21 protein-coding genes are annotated in these 20,459 nt (G+C 28.1%); 10 read left to right on the top strand and 11 right to left on the bottom strand.

Going from position 1 to position 20,459, the window contains the following annotated elements; genetic code table 11:
- Positions 1-2: 2 nt before the first annotated feature.
- Positions 3-242, bottom strand: coding sequence for a hypothetical protein (locus Q0O83_RS10605; RefSeq protein ID WP_294096928.1), 240 nt, complete (start codon positions 240-242; stop codon positions 3-5).
- 188 nt (positions 243-430) lie between these two features.
- Here Q0O83_RS10605 and Q0O83_RS10610 point away from each other — a divergent pair, with 188 nt between their 5' ends.
- The 3 genes from Q0O83_RS10610 to mgtA are packed head-to-tail and all read left to right on the top strand — an operon-like array spanning position 431 to position 5,399.
- Complete coding sequence (locus Q0O83_RS10610) at positions 431-1,504, top strand: phosphatidylglycerol lysyltransferase domain-containing protein (protein ID WP_294096930.1); 1,074 nt, start codon at positions 431-433, stop codon at positions 1,502-1,504.
- A gap of 17 nt (positions 1,505-1,521) precedes the next feature.
- Positions 1,522-2,760 carry an Nramp family divalent metal transporter gene (locus Q0O83_RS10615; protein WP_294096932.1) on the top strand — a complete coding sequence of 413 codons (1,239 nt, stop codon included), beginning with the start codon at positions 1,522-1,524 and terminating at the stop codon, positions 2,758-2,760.
- Between the two features lie 14 nt (positions 2,761-2,774).
- Complete coding sequence (mgtA, locus tag Q0O83_RS10620) at positions 2,775-5,399, top strand: magnesium-translocating P-type ATPase (RefSeq protein WP_294096934.1); 2,625 nt, start codon at positions 2,775-2,777, stop codon at positions 5,397-5,399.
- A gap of 44 nt (positions 5,400-5,443) precedes the next feature.
- Here mgtA and Q0O83_RS10625 read toward each other — a convergent pair whose 3' ends face one another.
- From Q0O83_RS10625 to Q0O83_RS10640, 4 genes are all read right to left on the bottom strand, one after another.
- Positions 5,444-6,124 (bottom strand): polysaccharide deacetylase family protein, encoded by a 681-nt coding sequence (locus Q0O83_RS10625; protein ID WP_294096936.1) that lies wholly within the window; start codon positions 6,122-6,124, stop codon positions 5,444-5,446.
- A gap of 76 nt (positions 6,125-6,200) precedes the next feature.
- Positions 6,201-7,760, bottom strand: a complete 1,560-nt coding sequence (locus tag Q0O83_RS10630) for a glycosyltransferase family 39 protein (protein WP_294096938.1) — start codon at positions 7,758-7,760, stop codon at positions 6,201-6,203.
- 35 nt (positions 7,761-7,795) lie between these two features.
- Positions 7,796-9,142, bottom strand: a complete 1,347-nt coding sequence (locus Q0O83_RS10635; RefSeq protein ID WP_294096940.1) for a HAMP domain-containing sensor histidine kinase — start codon at positions 9,140-9,142, stop codon at positions 7,796-7,798.
- Position 9,143: 1 nt separating this feature from the next.
- The gene (locus tag Q0O83_RS10640; RefSeq protein WP_294096942.1) at positions 9,144-9,818 is read right to left on the bottom strand and encodes a response regulator transcription factor; all 675 of its coding nucleotides are present in this window, start codon (positions 9,816-9,818) and stop codon (positions 9,144-9,146) included.
- Positions 9,819-9,956: 138 nt separating this feature from the next.
- Between Q0O83_RS10640 and Q0O83_RS10645 the strand changes: the two genes are divergently transcribed.
- Genes Q0O83_RS10645 through Q0O83_RS10665 form a run of 5 tightly spaced genes read left to right on the top strand, consistent with a single transcriptional unit; the run spans position 9,957 to position 14,725 of the window.
- Complete coding sequence (locus tag Q0O83_RS10645; RefSeq protein WP_294096944.1) at positions 9,957-10,658, top strand: glycosyltransferase family 2 protein; 702 nt, start codon at positions 9,957-9,959, stop codon at positions 10,656-10,658.
- A gap of 1 nt (position 10,659) precedes the next feature.
- The gene (locus Q0O83_RS10650) at positions 10,660-10,932 is read left to right on the top strand and encodes a lipid-A-disaccharide synthase N-terminal domain-containing protein (RefSeq protein WP_047382692.1); all 273 of its coding nucleotides are present in this window, start codon (positions 10,660-10,662) and stop codon (positions 10,930-10,932) included.
- Between the two features lie 3 nt (positions 10,933-10,935).
- Positions 10,936-11,973 (top strand): GDP-mannose 4,6-dehydratase, encoded by a 1,038-nt coding sequence (locus tag Q0O83_RS10655; RefSeq protein WP_294096946.1) that lies wholly within the window; start codon positions 10,936-10,938, stop codon positions 11,971-11,973.
- Positions 11,974-13,296, top strand: a complete 1,323-nt coding sequence (locus Q0O83_RS10660; RefSeq protein ID WP_294096948.1) for a UDP-glucose/GDP-mannose dehydrogenase family protein — start codon at positions 11,974-11,976, stop codon at positions 13,294-13,296.
- A gap of 22 nt (positions 13,297-13,318) precedes the next feature.
- The gene (locus Q0O83_RS10665; protein ID WP_294096950.1) at positions 13,319-14,725 is read left to right on the top strand and encodes a glycosyltransferase family 39 protein; all 1,407 of its coding nucleotides are present in this window, start codon (positions 13,319-13,321) and stop codon (positions 14,723-14,725) included.
- A gap of 38 nt (positions 14,726-14,763) precedes the next feature.
- On the opposite strand, the gene Q0O83_RS10670 is transcribed toward Q0O83_RS10665, so the two are convergent.
- The 4 genes from Q0O83_RS10670 to Q0O83_RS10685 all read right to left on the bottom strand — a co-directional run bounded on the left by Q0O83_RS10670 (position 14,764) and on the right by Q0O83_RS10685 (position 17,122).
- Positions 14,764-15,360: a class I SAM-dependent methyltransferase gene (locus tag Q0O83_RS10670; protein ID WP_294096952.1), complete on the bottom strand. Its 597-nt coding sequence runs from the start codon at positions 15,358-15,360 to the stop codon at positions 14,764-14,766.
- The gene (locus Q0O83_RS10675; protein WP_294096954.1) at positions 15,344-15,817 is read right to left on the bottom strand and encodes a phosphatase PAP2 family protein; all 474 of its coding nucleotides are present in this window, start codon (positions 15,815-15,817) and stop codon (positions 15,344-15,346) included. The genes Q0O83_RS10670 and Q0O83_RS10675 overlap by 17 nt, the downstream gene beginning before the upstream one ends.
- 263 nt (positions 15,818-16,080) lie before the next feature.
- Positions 16,081-16,506 (bottom strand): hypothetical protein, encoded by a 426-nt coding sequence (locus Q0O83_RS10680; RefSeq protein ID WP_294096956.1) that lies wholly within the window; start codon positions 16,504-16,506, stop codon positions 16,081-16,083.
- A 28-nt stretch (positions 16,507-16,534) separates the two neighbouring features.
- Complete coding sequence (locus Q0O83_RS10685; RefSeq protein WP_294096958.1) at positions 16,535-17,122, bottom strand: NAD(P)H-dependent oxidoreductase; 588 nt, start codon at positions 17,120-17,122, stop codon at positions 16,535-16,537.
- A 214-nt stretch (positions 17,123-17,336) separates the two neighbouring features.
- Here Q0O83_RS10685 and Q0O83_RS10690 point away from each other — a divergent pair, with 214 nt between their 5' ends.
- Positions 17,337-17,462 carry an alpha/beta hydrolase gene (locus Q0O83_RS10690; protein ID WP_294096960.1) on the top strand — a complete coding sequence of 42 codons (126 nt, stop codon included), beginning with the start codon at positions 17,337-17,339 and terminating at the stop codon, positions 17,460-17,462.
- A gap of 78 nt (positions 17,463-17,540) precedes the next feature.
- Here the strand turns inward: Q0O83_RS10690 and Q0O83_RS10695 are convergent, their stop codons facing one another.
- Positions 17,541-18,119 (bottom strand): hypothetical protein, encoded by a 579-nt coding sequence (locus tag Q0O83_RS10695; RefSeq protein ID WP_294096962.1) that lies wholly within the window; start codon positions 18,117-18,119, stop codon positions 17,541-17,543.
- 16 nt (positions 18,120-18,135) lie between these two features.
- On the bottom strand, positions 18,136-18,291 hold the full coding sequence (locus Q0O83_RS10700) for a hypothetical protein (protein WP_294096964.1): 156 nt from the start codon (positions 18,289-18,291) through the stop codon (positions 18,136-18,138).
- 142 nt (positions 18,292-18,433) lie between these two features.
- On the opposite strand from Q0O83_RS10700, the gene Q0O83_RS10705 reads away from it, so the two are divergent.
- Positions 18,434-20,459 (top strand): DEAD/DEAH box helicase family protein (locus Q0O83_RS10705; protein ID WP_294096966.1); only part of this gene is annotated, 2,026 nt, incomplete at its 3' end.

Raw genomic sequence — 20,459 nt, forward strand, 5'->3', positions numbered from 1 at the left:
TTCTAAGCTACTTTTAACATGTCGTAACTTTTCATTACGAAACGTGTCGCACCATAAAAATTATCTTTATCTATTTTTACTTCAGCTGTTGCAATATTTGATGTGAAGACTTGTTCTAGGCTTGTTTTTCCAATCATTGTAACTCTATTGACATTTTTCCCATCTTTGGCATTCGCATTTACACGAACCATATATATTAACTTTTCACTTTCCACAGATTTAGTTTTATTTTTAACTTTCAATTTTATATGAATCTCATTACCACTTCTTTTTTATTCCTATGCTCTCGTTCAATTTTACGGAAATAAAATTCCACTTCCTTGTTTCAATTTAAAAAAATTTTTTCACTTTTTTATAAAATTATATAATTAAAAGATTTTTAATTTTTTTTTGTATATAAATTTAGCAATCAAAATTATGGAGGAATTCTATGAAATGGCTAAATAAACTACTATATTTTTCAAATAAAAATTCAAATAAAAGTGAATATAATTTATCTGAAAATGAGATTCAAAAAATTCAATACTGCTTATCTGTTTCTAAAAATGAAAATGGATTTCTAGCTCTCTTGAATGATAAAAAATTTTTCTTTTATCCTGAAGACTCAGAAAACTGTTGCTTTATTATGTATGGTGAAAAAGGAACTTCATATATAGCTATGGGTGATCCTATTGGTTATGAGGAGTTTTTTGAAAAAGCTATCTATGAATTTAAAAACTTTTGTAAAAAGAATGAAAAAAAATGTATTTTCTATGAAGTTGATCATCCATATATTGGAAACTATCTTAAAAATAATATGATTATATCTAAAATTGGTGAGCGTGGAAAAATAATGTTAAACGATTTTACATTAGAAGGTTCTGATATGAGAAAACTTAGATATTCTTACACTCATTTAAAAAAAGATAACTATACTTTCAAAGTTATTTCTAAAAATAATAATAGTTCAATTATTCAAACTTTGTCTGATATATCTAAAGAGTGGTTAAAAAGAAAAAATGCTGCGGAAAAAAAATTCTCGATTGGTCATTTTAATGAGGAGTATATAAAGAATTTTGATATAGGAGTTGTAGAAAAAAACGGAGAGATTATTGCCTTCACGACTTTATTTGGAACACCGAATAGAGAGTGTTTAACTCTTGATCTTATGAGACATAGAAGTAATCTTGAAAACGGAGTCATGGAATTCTTTTTCGTTTCTCTTATTCTTTATGCTAAAGAAAATAACTACGAAAGTTTTAGTTTAGGAATTGTCCCTCTTTCAGGGATAGATAAACATATTTTGACTCCATATAAAAGTATGGAACATTTTATTTTCAATCATGAAAAGCATTTTTATAATTTTAAAGGGTTAAAGCTATTTAAAGATAAATTTAAACCAGAGTGGGAACCTGTTTACATAACTTATGCTGGACACCTGATATTTCCTCTTGTATTAAAAGATATTGTTTCTCTAACTAGCGGTGGAATTGTAAGTGCTATTCATAAAATTGAAAAATCATAATTTAAGGACGTGACTTTATGAAATATATTACAAATCTTTTTAACTCTCTACAAAAACAAAAAATATTAAAATATATCGGCCCAGGACTTTTAGTTGCTGTTGGTTTTATAGACCCTGGAAACTGGGCTGCTAATATCGCAGGTGGTAGTCAATTTGGTTATAATCTTCTCTGGGTAATAACTGCTGGAACAATTGTACTTATTATTCTTCAACATAATGTTGCTCATCTAGGTATAATTACAGGGCGGTGTTTAGCTGAAGAGATTTATAGTAGATTCAATCGTAAAATTTCACTTTTTGTATTAGGAAGTGCTCTTCTTGCTAACGTATCTGTTATTTTAGCTGAAATTTTAGGAGTCACAATTGCTCTCAATATGCTTTTTAATTTAGATACAAAAATAGGTGCAATTATAGCTGGTGTTTTCTCTTTTTTAATGGTTATTACAAATAGATACAAGAAAATTGAAAAAATTATTATTGGATTTATTGCAATTATAGGTTTTTCATTTATCTTTGAGCTCTCACTAGTTGATGTTAGTTTTGAAAAAAGTATCTTTTATTCGTTTGTTCCAAATTTACCTAAAAATTCTCATTTGATTGCAATGAGTATGTTTGGAGCTATTGTTATGCCACACAATCTATTTCTACACTCTGAAATTATACAAAGTAGACAATGGAATACAAAAGATGAATCTGTTATCAAAAAGCAGTTACAATTTGAATTTATCGATACTATCTTTGCTATGGGATTAGGATGGATTATCAATGCTGCTATGGTTTTACTGAGTGTCAGTTGCTTTTTCTATAAAAATACAATTGTCACAGAACTACCACAAGCACACCAACTACTAATTCCACTTTTAGGAAATAAAGCTGCACTAATTTTTGCAATTGCTCTTTTCTTAGCTGGATTTTCGTCTTCTATGACAGCCATTATGGCAGCTGGAACAACAAGTGCTGGAATGTTTGGCGAAGAATATAATGTTAAAAGCAATAAAACACTTTTGGGAGCTTTTTTATGTACTTTTTTTGCTGTAGTTATAATCTTCTTTGTAAAAGATATCTTTAAAGCACTTATATTTTCTCAAGCTATACTTTGTTTTCAAATTCCATTTACTATTGCATCTCAATTATATTTAACCTCTAATAAAAAAATTATGGGGAAGTATGCTAATAGTAAATTTACAAATATTTTAATAGCTTTAATTGGAATTATTATCACATTTTTTAATATATATCTATTATTTCTTTCCTAAAAGGCGGTGACTTTATGAAAAATATCAATCCTGAAAATAGTGGGCATGATAGTAGTTCAATTTTAAAACTATTTTCTCAAGCCAATGTTGAAACTATTTTTTCGACTTTAAACACCTCATTGAGTGGCTTATCTAAAGCTCAATGTGAAACTTTATTAAAAGATATTGGAATAAATGAGATTGTAAAAGAAAAAGTAAAGCCTTGGTATACTCAACTTTTTTTAGCTTTTATAAATCCATTTAATCTTATTTTATCAATATTAGCTGGAGTTTCATTTTTTACAGATATAATTTTTGCTCAAAAGCACAACCAATCTTGGTTCTCGATAATTCTTATTTTTTCAATGATTCTAATCAGTAGTCTTATAAAATTTGTTCAAGAGTATAAATCTTCAAAAACTGCTGAAGCTCTAAAAAATCTTATTACAACAACTGTAAGTGTTATAAGAGACAATGCTTCAGAAGAGATAAATATGAAAATCCTTGTCCCTGGTGATATTGTTAAACTTGCTGCTGGAGATATTATTCCCGCAGATATAAGAGTTATATCGAGCAAAGATCTTTTTCTTAGTCAATCAACTCTTACAGGCGAATCAGCACCGATAGAAAAAAATTCAATCTTGTATTCCCATGATGCCTCAGTTACAGATTTAACAAATATTTTATTGATGGGAACAAATGTATTAAGTGGTAGTGCAACTGGAGTTGTCCTAGCTACAGGAAAAAATAGTTATCTAAATGCTATCGGTGAGTCTTTAAAAAATAGCTCAACTACAAATAGTTTTGAAAAAGGTATCGACGATATCTCTAAACTACTTATTAGATTTATGATTATCATGGTACCTATTGTCTTCTTTATCAATGGTTATCTCAAAGGCTCTTGGTTTGAGGCTTTCCTTTTCAGTATCTCTGTTGCGATTGGACTGACACCTGAGATGTTACCTATGATTGTTACTGGTAACCTTACAAAAGGAGCCATTGAGCTTTCAAAAAAGAAAACGATTGTAAAAAAACTTGATGCCATACATAACTTTGGGGCTATGAATATTCTTTGTACAGACAAAACTGGAACTTTAACTCAAGATAAAGTTGCTGTTGTAAAATATATTAATTTCAATGGTGATGAAGATGACTATGTTTTATACCTAGCTTATCTTAATAGTTTTTTCCAAACCGGACTTAAAAATCTTATGGATAGAGCTATTCTAGAGTTTGAAGAGGAGCACTACGGAGTAAAACATGAGTTTAAAAAAGTGGATGAGTTACCTTTCGATTTTGAACGTAGAAGAATGTCTGTTATCTTGGAAGATAATCATAGTAAAAGATTTATGATTACTAAGGGGGCTATTGAAGAGATGCTCCATGCTTCTGAATTCGTTGAAATAGATGATATAACCATCCCAATGACTCAAGAAATTAGAGAAAAAATTGTAGATTTGGTTTCTAAATTAAATGAAGATGGGATGAGGGTAATTGGAATTACTAAAAAATATCTTCCTCAAGATAGAGATCTTAATTTTACAATTAAAGATGAGTCTGAAATGAATTTTATAGGAATGTTAGGGTTTTTGGATCCTGCAAAAGATGGTGTCAGTGATGTTTTAAAAAATCTGAATGAATATGGTGTGGATATAAAAATATTAACAGGTGATAATGAACTTGTAACTAGAAAAATTTGTAAAGATATCGATTTGAAAATAACTGGCTGCTTAAATGGAAATACTCTCGAAGTTTTAAATGATACTCAACTGAAAGATTTATTAAAAACTACTAATATTTTTTGCAAACTTTCTCCGATAGATAAAAGTAGAATTGTAAAACTTTTAAAAGAGATGGGAAATACAGTCGGATATATGGGAGATGGAATCAATGATGCTCCAGCTTTAAAACAGTGTGATGTAGGTATATCTGTAGATACAGCTATGGATATTGCTAAGAAGTCTGCTCAAATAATTCTTTTAGAAAAGGATTTGTCTGTTCTTTTAGAAGGAGTTATTGTTGGGCGAAAAATATATACTAATATGATTAAATATCTAAAAATGACAGCTTCATCTAATTTTGGAAATGTTTTCAGTGTTGTTTTGGCAAGTGCATTTTTACCGTTTTTACCAATGCTTCCAATACAGATACTTTTCCAAAACTTATTGTACGATATATCTCAAATCTCTATCCCTTGGGATAATGTTGATAAAGAGGAGATTATTACTCCTAAAAATTGGAATGCTAAAAACGTTGCCAAATTTATGATTTATATTGGTCCTCTTAGCTCTATATTTGATGTTCTGACATTTTTATTGATGTTTTATATTTTCAAAGCCAATACCCTTGCTAGTCAAGACCTCTTCCACACTGGTTGGTTTATTGAAAGCATTATATCTCAAACTCTTATAATTCATCTTATAAGAACTAGAAAGATTCCGTTTATACAATCCAATGCAAATATAAAGGTTATTCTTTTAACAACTACCATTATGATATTTGCTATATTTGTTCCTTATAGTAAGCTAAGTACCACATTAGGATTTGTTCCTCTTGCAAGTAGCTACTATTTCTGGCTATTCTTAATTATTTTGGGATATTTCTTAATAGTTCTAGTAATGAAAAAATACTTTATAAAGAAATTTAACGATTGGTTGTAAAAAATAGGAAGGAGATATTTAAAATAAAGTATCTCCTTCCTATTTTAATTTTTATACGCATTTACTTTTAAAAGTTCATCTAACGTGACAAACTGATAGTTTTGTTCTCTATAATATGGAATAAGTACAGTTAAAGCCTCATACGATGTATACTTATCTGGCTGAGTATGCATAAGAATTATACTTCCATTTTTCGTTTGTTTTTTTTGTGTTTCTATAATCTCTTTTACACTTTTTTTAGAACTCCAATCCTCACCATCTACATTCCAAAGAATAATATCCATTCCCATTTTTTTAGCTGCTAACTTTCCACTTGATGTCTTTATTCCATAAGGCGGTCGATATAATGATGGAACTACTCCTATTATATTATTAATCTCAGAGTTTGTTTTTTCTATCTCTTGAGCTATTATATCTTGAGAAACTTTTTCAAAATTTGAATGAGTATAACTATGATTTAAAACCAAGTGCCCCTCATCATATGTCCTTTTTACTTCCTCTCTTCTTGCTTTAATATTTCTTCCTATAAAAAAGAAAGATGCTTTTACATTCTCCTCTTTCAACAAATTTAAAATTTTAGGCAGTGATGTGTCATTTGGACCATCATCAAATGTTAGTGCTATCTTTCTTTCATTGCTATTTCCAGAAAAATATATATTTCCAACACCCCATATCCTAGTAAAACTTAAAACTAATACAATTAAAATCGATATTTTTTTCCCCATAAAATCCCCCCATAAATAGATTCTATACTATTCATACAAATCTATATATCCATATCCTTGTTTGGCTTTTATAATTTTATTTATTTATTATTTTATAAAGATAGATTAAATCATTGCTATCACTAAATCTAGCGTATGATTCAGTGTACTCAATACTGTATTTATCTTTATTTTCAAAAGATGAATCTTTAGATAGTATAAAAAACTCTTCAGGTAACTCTGTCTTTTCTGTTAATGGATAGATATTTTGCCCAACACTCCAAACATCATCAATAGAGAAATCAGAGGAATATATTCCTAAACTTTTTTTATTTTTCTGTAAAGTTTCTAAAGATTGTAGAGACACACTTTTTTTATTTCTAATATCCTTTTCTATTATCCAAGTTAAACTAGAATTTACTAATATCAGTGATAATCCAGTTAAATAGATAACTCGCTGTTTTAATATATTTTTATTTTCAGAATATGATTTAATTAATGTAAATAGTAAAATAATAAATGGAATTGCTAAGTAAAACATATTAAATCTTTTCCAAAATATAAGTCCAATTCCACCGATAGCTACAACAAATAGCAACCAACTTTGAACTCTAAATAGTAGTTTATCAAATTTCTTCAAGATATTCCAGTCTGTATTTAGATAATAGTTTAAAACGACTCCTATTGGAATTGAAGATACAATGTAAATTGGGAACCCATATCTCTCCTTTTTCATTTTTACAAACGAAAGAAGTAGAAATGTTAAAACTGTCCAAATAAATCCAAATTTAAAAATTTTATTTTTGTTTTCATTTTTAAAAGACCATTTTCTTAAAAATGTAGCTACTGAAAAGAATATCCAACCACCCATAAATAAGAAATAGTTTAAATAGAAAAAGAATCCTCTCACATGCTTACTCGACCACGTATCCTTTTCTTTCATCATAACAGATAGAAACAGATCTTTATTTTCTATCAACATAGCTATTGGCCAAACAGAAGCTAATCCAACTCCTATAGCTAAATAACCTGCTATCTTCCATCTATTACTTTTCAATGTTTTAAAACCAAAAGTTATTCCATATGAGATTAAAAATGGAATCAACATTCCGTACAAAGCAACTGGTCCTTTACTCAATAGTGATGCTCCTAGAAAAACTCCTGCTAAAAATAGATAAATCTTTTTTTCGCTTCTCAGACTTTTAATTAAATAAGTTATCGAACCAAACATAAATATATATGGATATGCATCCCAAGCATTTTCAGCTCCTACTTTCGTCAACATAAATGTTGTACTTGCTATAAAAGCAGACATAAAAGCTAAATTATCATCTTTTGATAATTCTTGAACCATACGGTAAATAAAAAATATCAATAAAATAGAACAGAGTGCAACTGGAATTCTCAATATCCACTCATCTGAGAAATTTCCCGTTAGCTTCATTACAATCGCTGTAAACCATGTGGGAAGAGGTGGCTTTTCAAAACGATATTGTCCATTTAAAGTTGTTACTAGCCATTCATTATTGAAAACAATCTCCCTTGCTGTTATAAAATTTCTAGATTCCATAAGGTCGGCTTTTCTAACCCAAATTGTTGAAAAAAATGAGATGAAACTCAATCCCATAAGTGTTACAAGTTTTTTATCTTTAAACATAAACTCCTCCTGAATTTAAATAAGTAGATGCTATTTTATAAATCAAAAAACAGTTTTACTGTTGTCCCCACATTAGGAGTGCTCGATATTTTTATATCCAACTTTAAGATATTGATAATTCTTTTTACTATCGACATCCCAAGTCCATGTCCTGCAATCTCTTTACTTCTGGATTTGTTAGCTCTGAAGAATCTATCATATATATGTTGTAATTCTTCTGAAGTCATTCCAATTCCCTCATCCTGTATTGTCAGTTCTGCTAAATTTTTCTCATCATCATTTAAAAGAGATACTGTGACAGGATTATTTTTCCCATATTTAATTGCATTTTCCAAAAGATTTTTAACAAGCAGTTTTATAAGTGCTTCATCAGATTTTATAATTGTATATTCTGGATTAAATACTATCTCTGCCTTTGGATATTGATGTTTCAATCCTGAGATACACCCTAAAATGATTTCAGAAAGTTCAATCTCTTTTCTCTCACTTCGAATATCCGATTCTTTAGCTATGAAAAGAAGTTTTTCAATTAAAAGATTCATATTTTTTGTTTCATCCTCTATTGAAACCAAAGCTTCATTAAAAATTTCAGGGTCTTTTTTCCCCCAACGCTTTATCATATCGATATATCCACTTATTATAAATAGAGGTGTTTTCAATTCATGAGATGAGTTATGAACAAACTCTATCTGCTTTTTATTTTGTTCGTCAAGTCTTAGTAACATCTCCTCATAAGAATCAATAATTATATCAAACTCCTTAAAATAGTTGGTTGGCTTTATAACCTCTAAATTTTCTAAAGTTATATTGGTATTTAATTTTTCTAGTAAAGATAACTGTTTATCTACTTTTTTCAATAACCGACTAAAAGCAAAACTTGAAATTATAATAGTTACTATAAGTCCAGCTAAGAAAATATATACTATATTAAAGAAAAATTTCTTTTCATCTCCTAAGTTTTTTACAAGTATAACTGTAAAAGTTTCTCCATCTCTATTTTTCAACTCATTTTTCAAAACTAAATAATCATACATATGGATGTTTGTAACTTTGTCATCTATTGCAAAATTTAGGATTTTTTTATCTTGAGTTTCTGAATAGATGTGGTCTTTATACTTTATAGTTATTTTTAAATCTTCAAGAGATGGATTTTCAACTCTAAAAAGATTATTTACAAGGTCTCCTTCAAATATCTCCATAGATTTTGAACTTACCTCTTCTAAGATTTCATATTTCAAAAAAGCCATAGCATTTCTCATTGTATGCTTTGATGAATTTATAAGATACTTTCCTGTTATTGAAAGTGATATTATTAATACCGCTGCAAATAAACAGATTGTTTGAATTGAACTTCTTCTCAGAGTTCCAGAGAGTGTTTTCAAATTAATCCTCCTTTTTTAATGAATATCCAAATCCACGAATTGTTTTTATATATCTATTTTCAGGGTCCAATTTTTTTCGAAGTGATTTTATATACATATCAATAATTTTTCCATCTCCAAAGTAATCATATCCCCATACATTTTCTAAAATATTTTCTCTAGTTAAAACCAGATTTTTATTTACCATTAAATAGTGAAGCAGATTATACTCAGTCTTAGTTAAAATAACTGTAACACCATTTAACTCCACCTCTTTCGTTGTAAGATTTAATGATATCTCTCCAAACTTTAAGATTTTTTTATCCACCACTGACTGTTTATTTCTAAATATCACTCTCATTCTAGCTAAAAGCTCACCTATAATAAACGGCTTAGTTATATAATCATCCGCTCCTAAATCTAAAAGAGCAATCTTACTAAAAATTTCATCTTTTGCTGTTAAAACTATTATTGGAATATTTGACTCTTTTCGAATTGTTTTACAAACCTCTTCTCCATCCATAAGAGGTAGCATTAAATCTAAAAGAATCAACGAATAACTTTTCTCTCTGAATAACTCCAATCCCACTTTCCCATTTTCTGCTAGTTTCACATTATATCCCTCATGTATCAACTCTAACTCTAAATATCTTCTAATTTTTGGGTCATCTTCTATTATCAATATATCTTTTTTCATTTTATATCATCCTCCAAGTTGAATCATTTTCTATATTATAGGATAAAAAAGTAAAAAATTGGTAAAATTTATTTTTTTTAAAAATTTACTAAAAATTTACTTTTTGAACTTATAATGGAAAAAAAACAGGAGGCAAGGATGGAAATATCAGCAGTAATACCCGTATACAACGAAAAGGATAATATTTTACCTATGGTCGAGAGAATCGAGGCAGCATTTCAAAAAGGTTTTAAAAAATATGAGATCATATTTGTAAATGACGGTAGTAACGATGGAAGTTATGAAATTTTAAATACGTTAAAAATGGAAAATCCTAATGTAAAGGTTTATCATTTTATTAAAAATAGTGGACAAAGTGCTGCTATAGATGCTGGTTTTCAAAAAGCTGAGGGTAACTTAGTTTTAATGATGGATGGTGATTTACAAACTGATCCAGAGGATGTATATAAACTTTTAGAATATATTCCTGAATATGATGTTGTAAATGGAAGAAGAGCTACAAGAGAGGATGGTTTCAAAAGAAAGTTAGCTTCTAAAATTGGAAATGGTTTTAGAAATTTTGTAACTGGTGACAATATTCAAGATACTGGTTGCCCTTTAAAACTGTTTAAAAAAGAGGTCGTTAAATCATATAAGATGTTTAATGGAATGCATAGATTCTTGCCTACTTTAGCAAAATATATGGGATATAAAGTGACAGAAGTTCCTGTAAGACACTATGACAGACTGCATGGAGAATCTAAATATAAAGTTTTTGGTAGAGGATTCAAGGCTTTCAAAGATGTTTTTGCCGTTAGATGGATGAAAAATAGAATGCTTACATGGAAAATAGAGGAGTAATATGAATATCAACAATTGGAATATATTTTTAATAATTGGGTTCATTGGACAAGGACTTTTCTCAATGAGGTTTATTATCCAATGGATAGCAAGTGAAAAAGCAAAGAAAAGTGTAATTCCTTTTTCATTTTGGATTTTTAGTTTACTTGGAAGTATTTTACTATTAATTTATGCTTTATATAAAAAAGACCCTGTTTTCATACTTGGTCAAGCACCAAATGTTTTGATTTATTCTAGAAATATATACTTAATAAAAAAAAGAGGAGTTGAATAATAGATGAAAATTCTTATAACAGGTACTGCCGGGTTTATAGGTTCACATCTTGTAGAAAAATTATTGAGTTTAGGACACACAGTTATCGGAGTTGATAACTTCCATGAGTTCTATTCTTTAGATATAAAGATTAAAAATGTTTTAGAAAGTACAAATAAAATTGAATATCTTGATGAGATTTTATCAAAGGACAGTAAAGAGAAAAAAATAAACTCACTCCTTCAAAAAGTAAACTCAAACCAATATTTTTTAGAGTACTGTGACCTTAAAGATGCTGAAAGTTTAAATAAGATATTTAAAAATAACAAAATTGATATGGTTATAAATCTAGCTGGATTAGCTGGAGTTCGTCCATCTTTAGAAAATCCTATTGAATATGAAAAAGTTAATGTTGGTGGATATCTAAATCTTTTAGAGTGTTGTAAAAAATACGATGTAAAAAGATTTGTCCAAGCTTCTTCAAGCTCTATATATGGGGATAATAAAGTAGTTCCATTCAAAGAAACTGATATTGTAGATTTCGCTATCTCACCTTATGCTGCAACTAAAAAGTCATGTGAAGTTTTAGGGCATGTTTATTACAAACTTTATAATATTGATAGCTTACAATTTAGATTCTTTACAGTTTACGGACCAAGACAAAGACCCGATTTAGCTATTCACAAATTTATTGATAAGATTTATAAAGATGAGAGTATCCCTGTTTTTGGAGATGGAGAAACATATAGAGACTACACATATATTGATGATATCATTGATGGTGTTGTAAAAGGTGTTCAGTATTTAGAAAAAAATAAAAATGTTTATGAAATCATAAATTTAGGTGAATCTGATGCTATCTCTTTAAACTTTATGATTGAAACAATTGAAAAACATATGAATAAAAAAGCCAAAATAGATAGACTACCAATGCAACCAGGAGATGTTAAAAGAACATTTGCAGAGATAGATAAAGCTAAAAACCTTCTAGGGTACAATCCTACTACAAAGTTTGATGCTGGAATCCAAAAGTTTATAAGATGGTATTTAGGAGGAAAATAAATGAAAATCACAGTTATTGGAACTGGTTATGTTGGTCTTGTTCAAGGAGTTATTTTAAGTGAATTCGGACATAAAGTAATCTGCTTAGATATAGATGAAAGAAAAATTGAAAATTTAAAAAAAGGAATTTTGCCAATATATGAGCCTGGCTTAAAAGATATTTTAGATAGAAATGTTGCAGAGGGAAGATTGCAGTTCACAACAAATAAAGAGTATGCTTTAGAAAACTCTGAAGTTATTTTTATTGCTGTTGGAACTCCTCCTGCTGAGGATGGCTCTGCTGATTTAACTTATGTTTTAGATTGTGCTAAAGATATCGGAAAAAATATAAAAGATTATGTTGTTGTTGTGAATAAATCAACTGTTCCTGTTGGAACTGGAGATCTTGTTGAAGAAACTATAGAGAATGAATTAGTTAAAAGAACATTAAATTTAGAGTTTGATGTTGTTTCAAATCCTGAATTTTTAAGAGAAGGAAAAGCTGTTAATGATTGTCTAAGACCTGACAGAGTTGTTGTTGGAACAGAAAGTAAAAAAGCTCAAGTTATAATGAAAAAAATCTATGATGTTTTGTATATAAATAAAACTCCATTTGTTTTTACAAACAGAAGAACTTCAGAGATGATAAAGTATGCCTCTAATGCATTCTTAGCTGTTAAAATATCTTTCATCAATGAAATTGCTTTATTAGCTGAAAAAGTTGGAGCTAACACACAAGAGATTGCTACTGCTATGGGAATGGATGGTAGAATATCTCCTAAGTTTCTACATTGTGGACCTGGATATGGTGGGTCATGTTTCCCTAAAGATACTGCAGCTATTGTTGAAATTGGAAAAGAGTATGGAGAGGATATGAGTGTAATAGCTGCTGCTATTTCGGCAAATGAGAAACAAAAGCAGAAAATGGTAGAGAAAATAGTTAGAGAGATGAATGGAATCTCTGGAAAAACAATTTGTGTATTAGGATTATCATTTAAACCAGACACAGATGATGTTAGAGATGCTCCAAGTATTGATATAATTAAAGGTTTAATTGAAAATGGAGCAAATATAAAAGCTTACTGCCCTAAAGGTATTGAAGAAGCAAAGTGGAGATTAGAAGCTTACAATAATAAAATAAAATATTGTAAAGATGAGGAGAGTTCTACTCAAGATGCAGAAGCGATAGTTTTAATGACAGAATGGAATCAATTTAGAGGAATTAATCTAGAAGAGTTGAAAAATAGAATGAAGGATAATTTCTATTTTGATCTAAGAAATGTACATACTAAAAATTGCAAAGTGAGATCATTATTCAAATATTATCCTGTTGGGCAAAAATAAAACTTAAACTAGAGGTGACTTTATGTATTTAAAAACAGATGAAACTAAAGAAAATAGAGAACGATATAAAATATTTTTTATAATCTATTTTTTATTTATGGTTGGAATTGCTTTTTTAAGAACTCCTGATTTAAGAAATGAACTAAAATATTTTTTAGTTACAGATCAAATGTTAACAACTAAGAACTTTGTAATTTTAGGATATTTTAATGAACTTTATCCTGATAAGCCCCCAATCTATTTCTGGTTACTAGGGATTATTAGAAGTATCAGTAAGGATTCTTTCTATCCATTGGCTTTAATCTTTGGAAGTATTATTCCAGCTATGATTACAGGAGTTTTAGGGTTTAAAATATTCAAACTTTATTGGAGTGAAAAAATGGCATATCTCTCTCTTGCTATTTTTATAACACTTCCATATTTATTAGGTATCTCTTTAGTTCTTAGAATGGATTATCTAATGACTGCTTTTATTTTTGGAGCTTTATACATTTTCTTTAAATCATACTCTGAAAAAGATAAAAAGAAGATTAGTCTCCAAAATATATTTTTAATCTATCTATTTATCACTCTTGGAGTTCTTATTAAAGGTGGGGCAGCTATAGTTATTCCAGTTCTTACAATTTTAACTTTTCTATATTTAGATAGAAACTTAAAATATTTAAAAAATATAAAGCCTTTATTTGGAATTGGAGTTATATTTAGTATCTTAGGACTTTGGTTTCTTTTAATTTTAAACTTACCAAATGGAAAAGAGTACGCTTCGCTTCTTCTTGGAAGAGAAACTATTGGAAGAGTTGTAAAAGCTAAAACTCACACAAGACCAATCTATTATTATATTAAAAATCTTATTTTCACAGCTTTACCACTAACACCATTTCTTGTGAGAGGTTCTATAAATAGTTTAAAAAATATAAAACTTAGACATAAATGGAAACTTGTAGATAAGATATCATTAAGCTTATTTCTACCTAATCTACTGTTTTTTAGTTTAGTAAGTGGAAAATTAGATATCTATTTACTGCCTCTATATTATGGAATTGTTGTTATTTCATTGAGGTTTATTGAGCATGAGTGGAGTGGAACAAAAGAGTCTATTTGTAAAAAAATATTATATATCAATGTAGGTATAGGAATTTTATGTGCTGTTGCTTTACCTTATTATAATAAAAACTATACTCTGAACGACACTATTCAAATATTGAAAGGAAATACACAAAAAGTCTACAGTTATAGATTTAACGATGCTAAAAATATTATAACTGAGATTGATAAAACATCTTTAGATGACCTTCCTTTAGATGAGCTTTATAAAATAAACGAAGGTGAACTTCTAGTAGCTAGAAAAAAATACTATAAAGATATACCACTTCAAAACTTTAAAGAGATCTATTCAAATAAAGAGTATATAATTTTAATCAGAGAATAAAATAAAAAACCCCTCCTTTTTGAAAAAGAGGGGGTTTTTTATTTTTCAGCTACTATAAATCTAACTACATCTCCTAACATTATATTTCGACTTACTACCTTTGAAAATCCTACACTTCTTATAGTTTTCTCTGTTTCTCTTAAAAGAGAAGTTCCTAGGATTAGTTTTGTAAAAATATTTAAAAATCTAAGAGCTATATTGATTATTTCGTTTTCACTTTTCATGTGCTCTATGAAAACAGCTTTGCCACCTTTTTTAAGAACTCTGTATACTTCACCTATTCCTTTTTCAGGATTAGGAACTGTACAAAATACACACGAGGAAAATATTGAATCAAAAGTTTCATCCTCGAAACTCATATTTTCTATATCCATATCCAAAAGAGTTATATTTTTCATATCTAATAACTTTGACTTTTTTTTAGCCAATTCTAACATTCCAATTGAAAAATCTATTCCTGTTACATCAGCATCTTTGGGATAATATTCTAAAGATGCTCCACTTCCTATTCCAACTTCTAAAATTTTTCCATTTAACATTTGAACCGCATTTTCTTTTACACTTTTCATAGGCATATTCCGCTCTATTTTATCAAATAATTTTGCAACTCTGCTGTACTTATCTTTTGTTTGCATAAACTCCTCCTAAAACTGTACCAATTACTGCACTTGTAAATACATCGCTCATCCAGTGTGCTGATAAACAAATTCTTGAAATTCCTACTAAAATAGCTACTAAAAAACACAATACTTTTATAGATGTTTTTTGAGATTTAAAAGCTAAAAAAGAGTAACTACAAAATGCTACCATTGTATGTCCTGATGGAAACGACATATAACTTCCTTTAAAAGGAATCTCTCTTTCTAAAATATCCTCAATAAAATAAAATCCAGAGCTGTTCCATTCTAAAAATGGACGACTTCTCATAAATATAATTTTTAAAATAGTTGAAATACTCACACCTAAAATCATAACGATTATTATACCTAAACTAGCATTCTCTAGTTTTACAATAGATTTTATTTTTGAATATAAAAACATAGGAAAAACTAGTAGTGCAACGTATTCAGGTTCGCCTAGATGTGTAATCATTTTAAAAATTTTTGTATACTCTATATTTAAATCTGGATGAAGAGAAAAATATCCTGTAGGATATTTATTAGAAATAAAAAAAGCTACCTTTTTATCTATAAATAATACCAGAATAAGAATTAAAATCAAATATAAAATTAAATATTTCAAATAATTTATTTTGAATTCAAATTTTACAGTTAATAAATCTCTTCGTTTTATAAAAATATAACTAATCAAAAATATCAATAATACTGTTCCTAAAAGTTTCATATCTCACTCTCTTATAAATCAGATTTTTTTATTACATAATCTCCAGGCCCTTCATTATTAGCCTTTTCTAACAATAAAGCCATCTGTTTTTTAAAATGATCTGTTGAATCTGTGGCACCAGCTACACTGTCCATCTTTTCTAAATTTTTTCCAGATTTAAAATAGTTTTCTGGAATCATTTTAGAATACATACTTGGATTCACTCCTACTTTTTTTAACATATCTGTATTATAATTTTTATCTTGAGAAGCTTTTTTTCCACTTTTCTTAATTCTATCATGTGTTGCTTCAACAACCTCACCATTTTTTATAACCATCTCTGTATATGGATACCAAAACCAGATTGAACCATCACTTACAGCAGTATATTTACCATCTTTCAATTGTGCATTAGCTATACTAGAAATTGCTATCATTAATAATAAAATTTTTTTCATAACTCTATCCTCCTCAAAACTTAGTTTTTTAGAAACTTTTACTTAGACTTTTAACTTTATTTAAAAACTCTGGAAACTTTTCCTTTGCTTTTACTGGATCTTTATCTGTATTTTCAAATATTATCTTCTTAAAATTCTTTATTCCCATAAATCTAAAGATAAAACGAACATATCTTTCATCCCAAGCTATGAGTGAAAGAGGAAATGGATATGCTCCTCCTCTGCTACCTATATAGATAGCTTTTTTATCTTTTAATAATCCTTTTGGAATTCCATTTGAACTGTATTTAAAAGTTACTCCTTTTGCTACTATATGATCTATGTAAGATTTCAAAATTGAAGGAGTCGTTAAATTCCACATAGGAGCACACACGATATATTTATCAAACTCAGAAAAATATGTTGCTTCTTCACACATTTTTCCAGAACGATTATTTATTGCATTAGATAAAGTTTCATAACTCAAATGTTCTTGTCCTTTTTCATATAAATCCATTATTTCTACTTCGTGAGTTGGGTTTTGAATTTTATACTCTTTTATAAATTCCATTCCAGCTCTTTTACTATATGACTCTTGGACTGGTTTTGGATTGGCTAATATACATAGTATTTTCATAATTGTCTCCTCTTTATATATAAATTAGATTTAAAAAATATTTTGATTCATATATTTTTACGGTTTTTTTGAAAAAATCCTCTATTAAAAAATAAAAAACTATTAACTTAGAGTTAACTCTAAATGATAATATCAGTACATTATTAACTCAGCCAATATTGCTTATTGCTGGTTCTAAAGCTAATACAAGACCTTACAACAACATGCATATTTATTGGCTAATGAACCTAAAGAGATCTTCTTTGTTGAAGGTGCTACACATATTTCATTATATGATATCCCTGAGTATGTAAATCAAGCTGTGGATAAAATGACTCAATTTTATAAAGAAAATCTTTAATTAAACTATAGAAATAAGTAAAAAACTTGGATAGTATTAGTATCCAAGTTTTTTATTTAAATCAATTATTGGTAGTTATTAATCGTTTTCATTTAAAGACATAAACATAGGAACACAATCAATTATTTCTTTGTTATTATTTGATTCCATATATTGATTGAAATCTTCCATATATTGTCTTTTATAAAAGCTTACACTCTCTGGAACTGAATATAATGTTAGGTATTTAGCACCTAATATATTATTTTTTATATATTTACATTTCTTTAAAATTTCTCCAAACATAACATCACTAAAATTAAAAGGATCAAAAGGATCATCTAAGTCTGAATCATATTGTAAACCTTGAAATTTTATATCTAAAGCAAAATATTTTAGTTCTATTGCTGGAAAATTATTAATAGTTTTTCCTTCATTAGGTGAATACTTTATTGCTGAACATGTTAATGAAAAAAATCCTAATACTTTTTTATATTCACTTTCAAAATTTTCTTTTGTTTTATTTATAATTAAATATGTTTTAGTATCATCTGAGAACAATGCTTTAGATTTTAAATAATCATTAATATATAAATTTCCACAATCAAAATCATCTATTAAAAATTCAGTAGACTCCGACAATAAGTTGATTTTAAATTTTATTTCTGATCCATACATATTATATTTTACATCCTTACTTTGCTTTTTTTACTTTAATTGATTTTAAACGACTTTCAATTCTATTGAGAGATTTTTTTAATCCAGAATGCTTACTATTTTCCAAAAATAACTCTACTTTACTTGAAGAAACAACAAAAGCTAAGTCTTTATTTTTTACATCTACTTTCATATTGATTCTCTCCTTTCTACAAATTGATATTGAACATATTATAACATAACTCTTATACATTGTATATTTAATAATTTATTTGAATGATAGATTTTTTATGTTAAAATAATTTTATAATAAATCTTAAAAGATTGGAGACTCTATGTTAATTAGTAATAACAAAGTTACAATGTATGAAAGTTTAAAAAACTCTATTAATTTATCAGAAGAGATAATTATTAATGTCTCTTTTATTCGAGATAGTGGATTAAAATTACTAATTCCTGAACTTAAAAAAGCTCGTTCTGAAGGTAAATCTATCAAGATACTCACAAGTGACTATATGAACGTTACAGAACCTAACGCTTTATATAGATTACTCGATATTCCTGGTGTCAAAATTTTTAAAAATCCAGAAAAGCCTTCATTTCATCCTAAAACTTATATATTTAAAAATAAAAACAATGTTGAAATATACGTTGGTTCTTCAAATATCTCATACTCAGCTTTAATCTCTGGAGTTGAATGGTCATATCAATTTTTTGGAGATCCACAAAACAGTGATATCAACAATATATTAACAGAGTTTGATGAGCTATACGAAAAAAATAGTTTCGAATTAACCTTAGATTGGCTCAGAAAGTATGAAAAAAACTATAAAAAAAAGGAGTTTCAAAATTATATAGACCCTGATTCTCCAAAAAATTCAATTGAAGAGATTGAACCAATAAAATTTCAAGTTCCAGCTCTTTATGAATTATCAAAAACAAGAGAGGAAGGCTTCAATAAAGCTTTAGTGATTGTTGCAACAGGACTTGGAAAAACATACCTATCGGCTTTCGATTCTAAGAATTTCGATAAAATTCTTTTTGTCGCTCATAGAGATGAGATTTTAAAAGATGCTCAAAAAACTTTTGAAACTATCTATTCAGATTCTAAAAGCTACGGATTTTTCAATGGGTCTGCAAAAGATACAAAAAAAGATATTATATTTGCAAGTGTTCAAACTCTTTCTAAAAACGATTATCTTTCTGAAGATTATTTCTCAAAAGACTATTTTGATTATATAGTTGTAGATGAGTTTCATCACAGTTCAGCTAAAAGTTATTCTGAAATTTTAAACTACTTTAAACCAAAATTTCTTCTTGGCTTAACTGCAACTCCTGATCGTGCTGACTCTGGTGATATTTATAAGTTATGTGACTACAATATCGCTTACGAATGTGATCTCAGAGTTGCTATTAATAATGGTTGGCTAACTCCATTTCAATATTTTGGAATTTATGATGACACTGATTATTCACTTATTCCTTGGCGTGGAGGAAAATATGATTTAGAATCTTTAGAAAACTCATTGATTGTAGAAAAAAGAGTTCAATTAGTTTTAGAAAAATATTTGAAATATCGTAAGAAAAGTACTATCGCTTTTTGTGCTAGTGTAAAACATGCTAAAGTTATGCATAACTATTTTTTAAAAAATAAAATAAAAAGTGCTCTTATTCTAGGAGAAACTTCTATTTCTGATCGACAAAATATAATTAAGAAATTTAAAGATGGAAAATTAGATATCATATTCACTGTTGATATTTTTAATGAGGGAATAGATATTCCATGTATAGACACAGTTTTATTTTTAAGACCTACAACTTCTTACACAATTTTCATGCAACAATTAGGTAGAGGGCTTAGAACTTACCCCAATAAACACCACTTAAGAGTTCTTGATTTTGTTGGAAACTATAAAGGTTCTGAACTAAAGCCTTCATTTTTAACTGGATTCAGAAAAAATAGTAATTTACCAAAATCCCCTTTAGATGAAAACTTTATTCTTCCAGAGGGATGTACTGCTAACTTTGATTTTAAAATTATAGAGCACTTTGAAAATGAGGAAAAGAAAAGAGACCCCCTTCATCAAAAAATGATTCAAGATTATCTCAATGTTAAAGAGTATTTAAGGAAAACACCCACTATTATGGATATCTATACATTTGGAGAGTATCCAGTTTCTCTTTATATAAAAGAATACGACAGTTGGTACAATTTCTTGAAAACAATTAATGATTTAAATGAAAAAGAACTGCAATTTACCCAAAAAGCAATCGACTTTTTAAAGCTTTTAGATACAACTAAAATGACGAAGTCTTATAAGATTCCCCTATTTTTAAGTTTGTTTGAGGTAGAGCCTAAAC

Origin of the sequence: uncultured Cetobacterium sp. (assembly GCF_945952365.1) — a bacterium.
In the GTDB taxonomy this organism is placed as follows: domain Bacteria; phylum Fusobacteriota; class Fusobacteriia; order Fusobacteriales; family Fusobacteriaceae; genus Cetobacterium_A.